At 56.4% G+C, this 10104-nt stretch carries 9 protein-coding genes and 1 pseudogene; 5 read left to right on the top strand and 5 right to left on the bottom strand.

The features are described 5' to 3' along the window. Positions 1 to 449 (bottom strand): PLP-dependent transferase (locus PHA81_RS20475; RefSeq protein WP_273838689.1); only part of this gene is annotated, 449 nt, incomplete at its 3' end. 337 nt (positions 450 to 786) lie between these two features. Next, a complete protein-coding gene (locus PHA81_RS20470) occupies positions 787 to 1683 on the bottom strand; it encodes a mechanosensitive ion channel family protein (protein WP_273838687.1) in 897 nt (298 codons plus the stop codon). 885 nt (positions 1684 to 2568) lie between these two features. Between PHA81_RS20470 and PHA81_RS20465 the strand changes: the two genes are divergently transcribed. From PHA81_RS20465 to PHA81_RS20445, 5 genes are all read left to right on the top strand, one after another. Further along, the gene (locus PHA81_RS20465) at positions 2569 to 3150 is read left to right on the top strand and encodes a hypothetical protein (protein WP_273838686.1); all 582 of its coding nucleotides are present in this window, start codon (positions 2569 to 2571) and stop codon (positions 3148 to 3150) included. Positions 3151 to 3259: 109 nt separating this feature from the next. Next, complete coding sequence (locus tag PHA81_RS20460; protein ID WP_206536869.1) at positions 3260 to 4597, top strand: mechanosensitive ion channel family protein; 1338 nt, start codon at positions 3260 to 3262, stop codon at positions 4595 to 4597. A 153-nt stretch (positions 4598 to 4750) separates the two neighbouring features. After that, positions 4751 to 5818: a YihY/virulence factor BrkB family protein gene (locus PHA81_RS20455; protein WP_273838683.1), complete on the top strand. Its 1068-nt coding sequence runs from the start codon at positions 4751 to 4753 to the stop codon at positions 5816 to 5818. A 63-nt stretch (positions 5819 to 5881) separates the two neighbouring features. Next, positions 5882 to 6187 (top strand): hypothetical protein, encoded by a 306-nt coding sequence (locus PHA81_RS20450; RefSeq protein ID WP_273838682.1) that lies wholly within the window; start codon positions 5882 to 5884, stop codon positions 6185 to 6187. A 498-nt stretch (positions 6188 to 6685) separates the two neighbouring features. Next, positions 6686 to 7177 carry an MOSC domain-containing protein gene (locus tag PHA81_RS20445; RefSeq protein ID WP_337958947.1) on the top strand — a complete coding sequence of 164 codons (492 nt, stop codon included), beginning with the start codon at positions 6686 to 6688 and terminating at the stop codon, positions 7175 to 7177. A 112-nt stretch (positions 7178 to 7289) separates the two neighbouring features. Here the strand turns inward: PHA81_RS20445 and PHA81_RS20440 are convergent, their stop codons facing one another. The 3 genes and pseudogenes from PHA81_RS20440 to PHA81_RS20430 form a co-directional block, all read right to left on the bottom strand. Beyond that, the gene (locus PHA81_RS20440) at positions 7290 to 8474 is read right to left on the bottom strand and encodes an aminotransferase class I/II-fold pyridoxal phosphate-dependent enzyme (RefSeq protein WP_005043477.1); all 1185 of its coding nucleotides are present in this window, start codon (positions 8472 to 8474) and stop codon (positions 7290 to 7292) included. 663 nt (positions 8475 to 9137) lie between these two features. Then, a complete protein-coding gene (locus PHA81_RS20435; RefSeq protein WP_005046600.1) occupies positions 9138 to 9383 on the bottom strand; it encodes a hypothetical protein in 246 nt (81 codons plus the stop codon). A gap of 406 nt (positions 9384 to 9789) precedes the next feature. Beyond that, positions 9790 to 10029 (bottom strand): annotated as a pseudogene (locus PHA81_RS20430) (transposase); the annotation flags it as partial. Positions 10030 to 10104 lie beyond the last annotated feature (75 nt).

Raw genomic sequence — 10104 nt, 5'->3', positions numbered from 1 at the left:
TCCTCGTCGATAGCGTCGGCATATGCCTCGTAATCGAGCGGATCGACGAACCGGGTGGTTATCCCCCGCCGTTCGACTGAGTGGGTGAAATAGGTGTACGTACCGCCGTACAGCGACGAGCCGGTAACGATGTTGTCGCCCGCGGCCGCGAGCAGGAACGTGGTGAGATCGAGCGCGGCCATCCCGGACGCGGTAACAGCGGCTCCAACACCGTTTTCGAGCGCCGCAAGGCGGTCCTGCAGCGTTTCGAGCGTCGGGTTCATCAACCGGGAGTAGATGTAGCCCGGCTCTTCGAGCGAGAACTGGGCGGCGGCATCTTCGGCGTCATCGAAAACATAGGAACTGGTTTGGTAGATCGGTGGTGCGCGGGAACCAGTTGCGGGATCGGGGTCTTGCCCGGCATGTACTGAATCGGTCGCAAGAGAGCGATCTTCTGTATTATCGGCCATACGCATCTAAACCAAGGCAATCGCCATGATGGTACGTCTAAAGGCTAACATTGCCGATGTCAATGACGCACTCTCAGTGCCCTCCCATACTCTCCAAGAAGCACTCAGAAGAGTTGCCGCTCGAAGCCATTTCGCCATTCCATTCAGTCCCAGAGACAGACGCTTCCGATCCTTACGATGAGCGAGAGTCGTAAGTGACGCCGCTGGTATCGAGGTCGGTTGCGACACCCGAAATATCGGTTCTCACTGCTCCATACGAGTGATTAAGCGACTCGAACCAGTGTGGTCGGCGTCAAAAATGCGAAAATCCGGATTCGAACCAGTAGAGTTGCTGTGATTAGTCGTTCGTCGCCGTGTATCCTGCTTCGTCGGGACTCTCGACATCGACGCTCCCGGTGAGTTCGGTGTAGGGGTACGGCATGCCGATGCCCTCGGCGTCGAAGCGCTTCTTGACTGCTTCAGTGAACGCGGCGGCGGTCGGTGCGTAGCCGGTACGGTTCGGGTCGATCCAGACACGTCCCGAGAGCACGACCGCGGAATCGCCGAGACTCGTGACCGGCGCGGCAGGTTCGGGTTCGGCGAGCGCACCATCAAGTTTCCGTGCCTCGTCGAGAATTGCCGCGCGAGCCGCCTCGATATCGTCGTCATACTCGATGCCGAAGTCGACGCCGACTCTGAGCTGATCGTTGCCCGTAGGATTAGTCACAACGGCGCTGGCGAGGTCGCTATTCGGGACGGTGACTTCTTCGTTGTCGAACGTATCGAGTTTCGTGACCCGGAGTTGGATTTCCCTGACGACGCCGACGTTGCCGTCCCATTCGATCCAGTCACCGACCTTGAATGGTTCGTCCTGGATGATGAATATTCCCGCGACGAAGTTCGAAATGAGGTCCTGTGCAGCGAACCCGACCGCGAGTGCGAGCGCACCGGCGAGTGTCGCAAACGCCGCGAGCACGACGCCAGCACCTGCAATGGTGGCTGCGATCACGATCGCAACCACAGCCGTGATCGCGACCACGGTACTCATGAGTAGCCCTGCAATCGTCTCGTCGACATCGCGGCTATTGAGCGCGGCGTTCAACATCCGGACTACGATGGCCTTGCCAACGTAGTAGATGATGACGAACGAAACGAGGAACAGCACGATCGTCACGGCGGCGTTGATGAGTGCCGGTCCGTACTGATTCAGCAACGACTGTGGGTCGAGTGAAAACCCCTGCTGGAGTGGTATCATAGGATCCGCCCGAGTAGATAGACGAGGAAACAATCAACGTTGCGATTTCTGTACGATATCTCGGAAGAATAGAGATTGATGAGGTCGATGCACGAAATCTTTGAATCACTCGCCGAAAGCGAACTCCTCAAAGACGGAACCAACTGGCCGAAAAGACCAATGGTGAGGAGCACTATCGTGCGACCGACGGAATGGATGATGAATCAGATGGAAAAGTGAAAAGAAGCGATAGCAGGCTTCTCTGTTGTGACCAGTGCAACAGCTTGTATCCTGCCAGAACCACCAGCGATGGAAGCCTGGCTCCGATGAGTGCAACCCAGTGCCAAAATTGTGGCAACGACCAGTTTGTGCAGGTTACACTCCACGAAGACCAATCATCACATGCCTGAATGCCAGAACTGCGAAGCGTTCGTCACCGACCAGTATGTCCGGGTGTTCGCACCTACTGGAATGGAATCAGTACGCGTCTGTCCGAATTGCCCAGGGAAAGTCCGCGACGGGGCTGACGTCCGTGATGCCCGATCACCGCGACACTGACGGCCGTTATCGAACGGCCAGATACGGCTGTCCGGTCAGTGCCAACCGTAACACCGCTCTGAAATCGAGTGACGCCATTCAGAGATTGGATACTGTCGGACGAGCATGTCCCTATAATTCACACGTTCTGCCCACAGATACATCATGACCTCACAAGCGACCGAACCTATCAACAACGCGCGCGAGCGTGTTGAGCAAGAACAGGCCCGAACACAGGTCGAAGAGCGCGCATTCCAGCGGTTTCATACCCACGTTGCCGATATCGAATGCAGTCACTCCCAGAACGAGGCCTGGGGGCAACCACAGAACTCAATCTGTGTACACCCCAATACGGAACCCGGCGGAGCGATGGTCGAACGGATCGAGAACGCCTTTCAGGAGACGCTACTGGATACCAACCACTACGCCGACGAGTACAACGACGCCTCGATCTATGAAACCATCGCGGCAGAGTTCGGGCCAGCCATTGCCCACGTCCTCAGGCAGAATACCCACATCTCCCCGGACCTCCAGACGACGATCCTTGATGCTGCAAAGCAGGCGTATCGCGAGCGCAAAGCGTTCTCGATGTGGCTCGATCGAGAAGCCACCTCGCTCGCGGAAACTGCCGAACAACTGTGCGAGATCGACGCTGCTGTCTCTGAACTTGCTAATTCACCACTTGAAGAGTGGTCCGCCAGGGAACTCAGGGCCGCTCGTGACCGACTCTATACGCTTGAACACGACTGCGATATGCTCGCCAATCAACGCCAAGCGTTCCTCAACGAACGTCCACCGATGGACAACCTGCATCTCGATGGGAAAGAGTTTGATGAGTACCTCTATCACTCACAGAACTTCACGTACCCTGTTTTATCAGCGATAACGGCCTATATCGAGAGAATACAACGGGTACGTGGCAGGATATGCAAACACTTGGCCACTGAATAGTATTGAACCAATGTATTCTATCGTGACAAACATTTATGGGCCGACTCTGTGAATCGCTGCCGTCTCGCATGAACTGGCCGGCAGCGAGTGCGTGACATCGGTGATAGCAATGACAAGTCCACACATACTCGGCGATGGTGTCGTTCTCCAGACAGTCCCGGACTCGCTCCAGCCATTGGTCAACGGGTTCCTCGAAGCGATCCCATTGGTGGTTGGCGCGATCGTCATCCTCCTGCTCGGATGGATCGTCGGCCGGATCTTCGGTGGGATCGTCAAACGCCTCGTCCAGGGGATCGGTCCCGCTCAGTACACCGAGGGGACACCCCTCGAACGCGAGAGCGATGCGGATCAGAGCATCGCACAGGCGCTCGGAAAATTCGTCAAGTACGTCATCTACCTCCTTGCAGTCCTCGCTACGGTCAGTTACCTCGGAATGCCGGTTCCCGGCGGGTTCCTGACTGGTGTCGGTGGCGGACTGGTCCAGGTCATCGTCGCCATCGCAATCCTCATTGTCGGAGTCGCTATCGGTCGATTCGTCGGGGGTCTCGTTGGGAACATTGTCGCCGGGTTGGGCCTCGACAGCTACGTCCGCGACACGCCGCTCGCCGATGCCACCGATTCGGTCGGCGGTATCGGCACCGCTGTCGGGAAGATCGTCGAGTACCTCATTTACTTCGTCGCGCTGCTTATGGCGCTCGATTACGCCGGCATCGCGATTCCGGGTGGGTTCCTGACGAACATCGCCAACGGTGCGGTGCAGATCATCGTTGCCGGCGTCATCCTCGTAGTCGGGTTCGCCATCGGTCGGTTCGTCGGCGACCTCGTCGCTAGCGTGGTTTCGGGATTCGGGCTCGACACCTACGTCCGAGACACGCCGCTCGCTGACGCTACGGACGCGGTCGGCGGCATCGGCAACGCCGTCGGGAAACTCGTCGAGTTCCTCATCTACTACTTCGCGCTGGTCGCGGCGGTCGATACGCTCGAATTCCCGGCGCTGTCGGAACCATTGACCGATTTCATCGGCCAGATCCCACTGATCCTCGGCGCTCTCGCCGTCCTTATTGTCGGAATCTATGTCGCCGACCTGCTCGGTGACATGGTGGCGAGCGTCGACGCGAGCCGGGCGGCTGACATCGCTGGTCTGGCTGTCCAGCTGTTCGTCTACTACATCGTCATCGTGTTCGCGCTCGACACGGCCGGGTTCGACACGTCCGTGCTGACGAGCCTGTTCGACACGGTTATCACGGCGTTCTTCGGCGCACTCGGGCTTGCGCTCGCTATCGGTGTCGGTGGCATGCTTGCACTCGGTGGGCAGGATTTCGTTGCCGAAAACATCGACGACTGGGTGGGGAGTGCGCGCAGTAGCGCGTCCGATCTCAACGAGGACACAGAATCGGACTCTGGGCCGGACGACGGCTTCGAGTCGCCAGGATCGACCGACGACTGACACCACCACTCTCGCCAAAGGGTTTCTCGGAACCCTTTCGAGGGTAGCTTGAATCCGATCAGACGGCGTGAAGCATATTGGACGGAATGAACACAGTTTCGTAATCAACCATCCTATCGAGGCTGTTCTTCAAGCCAAGTCCATCACTCACTCATGAAACCTCTCACTAAACGGATCGACGAGAGCCGATTCGACCGTCCCATCAGTATCGTTCGAGCGATCGTTCACGAACTCCGTACAGAGAAGGTGACGTTCATGGCGGGCAGTATTGCGTATCACGCGTTCGTGTCGATGCTTCCGCTGTTGGTGTTGGTGCTGACGATCATCTCGACTGTCGGCGATCGGAGTCTCGAAACGGCGTTCGTCTCGTTTGCCGAACGTGTTCTCACGCCGAGCACTGGTGGTGTTCTTATCGGTCAACTCGAAACTGCCGGGACATCCACGGGACTCTCGATCCTTGGACTGGGAGTACTGCTGTGGGGAACACTCCGGATTTTTCGCGGGCTCGACACCGCGTTTTCGGATATTTACGAGACAGGATCGGCGAATACCTTCACCGATCAGCTCACCGATGGGGTGGTGGTGTTTCTGACGTTCGGACTCGCGTTGGTGGCGGGATGGGCGATAAATTCGATATTGTCGAGCGTCGATCCGGGAGTGATTGCGACGATCATCCGGCCGGTAGTCCTCATTATCGGGTTAGCGATCACGTTCGTACCGATGTACTACATTTTCCCGGATACTGACGTAACACTGGGGGAGATCCTGCCTGGTGTGTTCGTGACCGCCGTTGGACTGACCGCGTTCGAGTCGGTATTCCGGCTGTATACGCAGTTCAAATCACCGGAAAGTAGTGCGATCGCTGGTGTTCTTGTACTGTTGACGTGGCTCTATTTCAGTGGCTTGATTATCTTGGTTGGCGTCGCTGTCAACGCCGTACTCTCGAATCGGAGCGCGGATGTCGATATTGAGCCAGTAACGAGGGCAGCACGAACTAACAGCGAAGGCAAAAAGAGCGATACAGCAGATCGACAGCGCATTGTCGAGGCAGTGTCCAGAGCTGAGAGGACGCTTTCTGAAGGTGGCGAACTGAAACTGGTTACGAACGAGAACGATATCCGGTTTCCCTCGCCGCACCGTGTCGTTGCTTCTGATGAAGACACGGAGTCTCCGGCCGACAGTTCAGTTAGTCTCGAACTCCACTGGGACAGGTCCCGGTGAGTCGATAGGGGGGTCAGTTCGGCAATAACACTTAACTCGCAAAGTTACATGATAACACACATTGTGATTGATCGGATGGAAAAAGAGGTAGACATGCTGGTCCGCCATCTTCGGATACTACGGATAGTCATCGAAAGCGAACCGATCGGGATCGTGAAGATATCGAATGAAACCGGCTACGAGCATCACAAGGTGCGCTATTCGTTGCGGGTGCTCGAAGAAGAGAATCTGATCGAACCCACCAGTCAAGGAGCGACGACAACCGACCAAACAAGCGGATTCGTGGAGGAACTCGACACCAAAACCAGCGGTATCAGCGAGCAGCTTGACGGCATGCGGCTCGAGAATACAGACGAGAGCGTCCAGTAGGTTCGAAATTGAGGGGAAGGAGAGGAGGAGCGCACAGTACACGAAAAATTTTAAAATTTCATTTTCAAACCCATCAGCCAATCTCTGGTTGGGTAGATCGGCGGACTATCAGGGCGAGCGTGTCGGAATGATGCATTTCGGTGGCGGGTTAGTCTACTCCACAGGGGTATACCTCGGTGGCCATTCAAGGCCAGTGCCCGCCGGCGTCGCCGGCACGCTCGCTATCGTGGTCCGTCAGGGAGAGTCGAGTGGGGGTGAGCATTCCCAACTATCATGAGTCTCCCGTTTGTGCGTGGTGGCTACACAAGCGTAGGTCTTTTGCCCGCGTTCGGGTCACTCCAGCCATAAGCTATAGGGTTTGGCCGAAATTTTCGCACTCTTCCAATATCACAGATTGGCTATCTGCTAAAATTGGCGTGCAAGATACAGGGCGCGTATCGGTCATTCGCAGGGTCGTACTTCCGGCTGTTTATATCTCTGTCAAATGGTATAGCACGCATGACCGGGTCTGGCACCGTTGAACGGGCGTTTATCGCACATGAAGCCGAAGCTCAGATGGAAGAACAGGTCGATGTCGAAGCGATCGCCGGAAAGGGGCTACGAGGTGATCGGTACTTTAGCGAGATCGAGACAGGGACCTTCGTCAAGTGGGACTCAGATGAGCAACGCCACGATGGATACGACCTCACGTTGATCGAGCAGGAGGCTGTTACAGCAATCGAACGTGAAGCGGAAATCGAACTCGCACCCGGAGAACACCGACGGAACATCGAAACTCGTGATGTCGCACTCAACCATCTCGTTGGACAACAGTTCCGAGTCGGTGACGCTATCTGCCGAGGCAATCGGTTGTGTGAACCGTGTAGTCACCTTCAGCGCATTACTCAAGATGGTGTATTGCAGGCACTCACTCACCGAGGAGGTCTCCGAGCAGACATTCTTGAAGATGGGTTGATTCGCCCTGGAGACGCCGTCGAACCCCTCGAATAATCCGCACTCTTTCGATTGGAAACGGCTCGTATTCCCGCTTGCGGCTGCTACGACCGATAGACAGTCGACCTGCTTGCCGATCGGGACGGTCGGGAGAAAAGGGAACGCGCGCCTACGGCAGCGCCGTCCGGAGGTCTTCGCAAAGATCGTCGACATCTTCGATGCCGACCGATATCCGGACCAAGGTCTCGGGAATCTCCGCGGTAGCAGACCCGTGGCTGACTTCGTCGGGGATCATCAGCGACGGCACCTCAATGAGGCTCTCGACACCACCGAGACTAGCCCCTGGGGTGAACAGCTCGAGACCATCGATGAACGCCTCGATTTCAACAAGCGTGCCGTCGAATTCGAAGGAAAGCATCCCACTGTATCCCGACATCTGTTCGGCCGCGAGCTCGTGTTGCGGGTGACTCTCTAGGCCCGGATAGTAGACGCGGGCGACCCGGTCGTGGGTTTCGAGGAGACGAGCGACCGCCATCGCGTTCTCCTGATGGTGTTCCATCCGTGCGGGCAGCGTCTTGATACCCCGCGCAACGAGGTAGCAGTCGAACGGCGAAAGCATGTTTCCGAGCCCGATCCGCTGAGAAAACGCCAGATTCTCGAAGATCTCGTCGTTGTCGGTGACGACGGCACCGCCGATCGAGTCGGAGTGGCCGTTGAGGTACTTGGTGGTGCTGTGGACGGCAATGTCGGCACCCAGTTCGAGCGGGGCTTGGAAGTACGGGCTTGCGAAGGTGCTATCGACCCCGAACGGGACGCCGTGGTCGTCGGCGATGTCACCTATCGAGCGGACATCGCACAGGCGTATCAACGGATTCGTCGGTGTCTCTGCCCAGATCAGGGCGGTTTCCGAATCAACCGCTGTGGCGACATTTTCGGGCTCGCGGGCGTCGACGAACTCGACGTCGACGCCGAGGTGATTGGCGACGAAGTCCGTGAGTAGTCTCTCGGTCCCACTATAGACGGAGTCCGATGAGATGAGGTGGCCCCCTGGCGGGACCAGCGACAGCACCGTCGTCGAGATGGCGGCCATCCCCGAGGCGAACGCCAGTCCGTGCTCGCCGCCTTCGAGTCGTGCTAGCTGCTTCTCAAGGGCCGCCCGCGTCGGGTTGCTCTCGCGCGAGTAGTCGTGTTCGTTGGCATTGTCCCCGCTACCCCACTCGAAGGTGCTCGAGAGGTGTATCGGCGGAATGACGTCGCTCGTTCCGCCTTTGTCGGGGCGCGTCGCGTTCTCAGCTGCCCCGACGGCGAGCGTCTTGAATCGGTTCTCGTGGAAACAGTCGTCATCTCGTGTCATAGGCGAATCACCGCAGAACCCGTTCGTGTGATATTACACGCCTCCGGTACGGTTGATTTGTCCATGACGGGAATTCTCTGTAGTGATACTTAGACTTGCAGATCCAGGCGAGACTGTTTAGAAGCAAAAACAGGAGATGTAATTCAATTTGCGAAGACCGCACCTCACGTGAAATTAGCAAGAAAATCGACAACTCGGCCACCGCCTGTTATTCTGCTGAGCCTCTAAGCCTTGCACGGAATTTCTGACAGCCGTCGGGGGTATTGTCTGGTGGGTGTATGAGGATTTCTGCTAAACATGATAGTAGACGGCATATTCGTGGGACAAACGTTTTCTATTCGCGCCCCATTATGTGTAATCTTGGGGGGTTCACAGTGAGCACGCTTGCCAAAGTCAGGGCGGTATTCGCAGGGCCTGCCCGCGATGAGCCGCTACCATACGAGTGTCACACCTGCAGCATGCGCTTCGAACTCCGGCGGCAGGTCTGCCCTCACTGTGGTGGATACACGTTCGATCGCATCGACTGGTCCTTTGAATCCTAGGTTGGATTCCGGTATAGGTTCATCAAGCATAATTTCCGTGTAATTCAGGCTTCGGTATTGATTTCGAATCCAATCGTGCAAGAGCAATCTATCCGCCTGGAATCATCTTTTCCCGAGGCGCTCAGTTCCCGTGGTCATCCTCCTCGCTATCTTTACTTTGACCACGAACGAACCAGATGAGATCTCCATTTTCCGGTTCAGATTTTCTCACCTTATCGACATCCCTGAGGTCTCCCAAAACATTTAACACTTCAGGCGGAGGGGCACCGAGTTCGTCTGCGATATCACCTGCCGTCGGGTTAGAGCCCTCTCTGTTCTTTCGCTCAACGGCCTCGAATGCTTCCTCTTGAGTAACTTCGCTCTTCATATTCTGATCCTTTCAGTGGTCCGTGGCCAAAGGGGTATCCCAGCCTGCCGAAACTTCTCCGCGTCAGAAACTGACATGGCATCACTACCTGCTTGGATACCTTAAGCACTCGGCACAGATGTTTACAATCTGACTCTGTGGATCGGTCGATATGTGCCCGATGATGGTGGATGTGGAGTTTCTGTCTTGCACCGCATCGTTTGGCATGCTCTGTTGATCGATAGATGGCGAAGGGGTGGGGTGGCTTGATGACACTCACAGCTCCTCTTTCCGCCGATTCGACGTGACGGCTGATGCAGAAACCCGGCTTTGCGATCGAGTTAGAATTGCCAGATTTAGGAAAGATCACTGAATAGATCGGTGATTCCTCTCAGATCATCTGGCGGAGAAAGAGCGGGCGGCGGCGTTAGCCGACCGCCCGCGAGAGGTTATGCACGATGCACTTCCGGGTCAGTTCCCGGAATTGTCCGTGCCACGTCCTCGTGTGCAAATTCTCGCCGTCATCCGCCTTCAGCATCGAAAACACGGTTTCGCTCATTGACCGCTGATTGTAGACATCATCGTCGATCCGGGCGTTGTGAGCCTTCTGCAACGAAGATTGCTCACAATGCTTGATCACTGGGCGCGTCGATTCGGAACGACACTCGCTAGTTGTCCACTCTATCGGTCACGGTACGAGCAGATACGTTGAAAGAGACCAGACGTGAGGCGGGATCAGAGT

The sequence above is a fragment of the Halococcus sp. PRR34 genome, assembly GCF_028617175.1.
Lineage (GTDB): Archaea > Halobacteriota > Halobacteria > Halobacteriales > Halococcaceae > Halococcus > Halococcus salifodinae.
The sequence above is the reverse complement of the archived record's forward strand: the minus strand, read 5'-3'. Positions and strand labels throughout refer to the sequence as shown.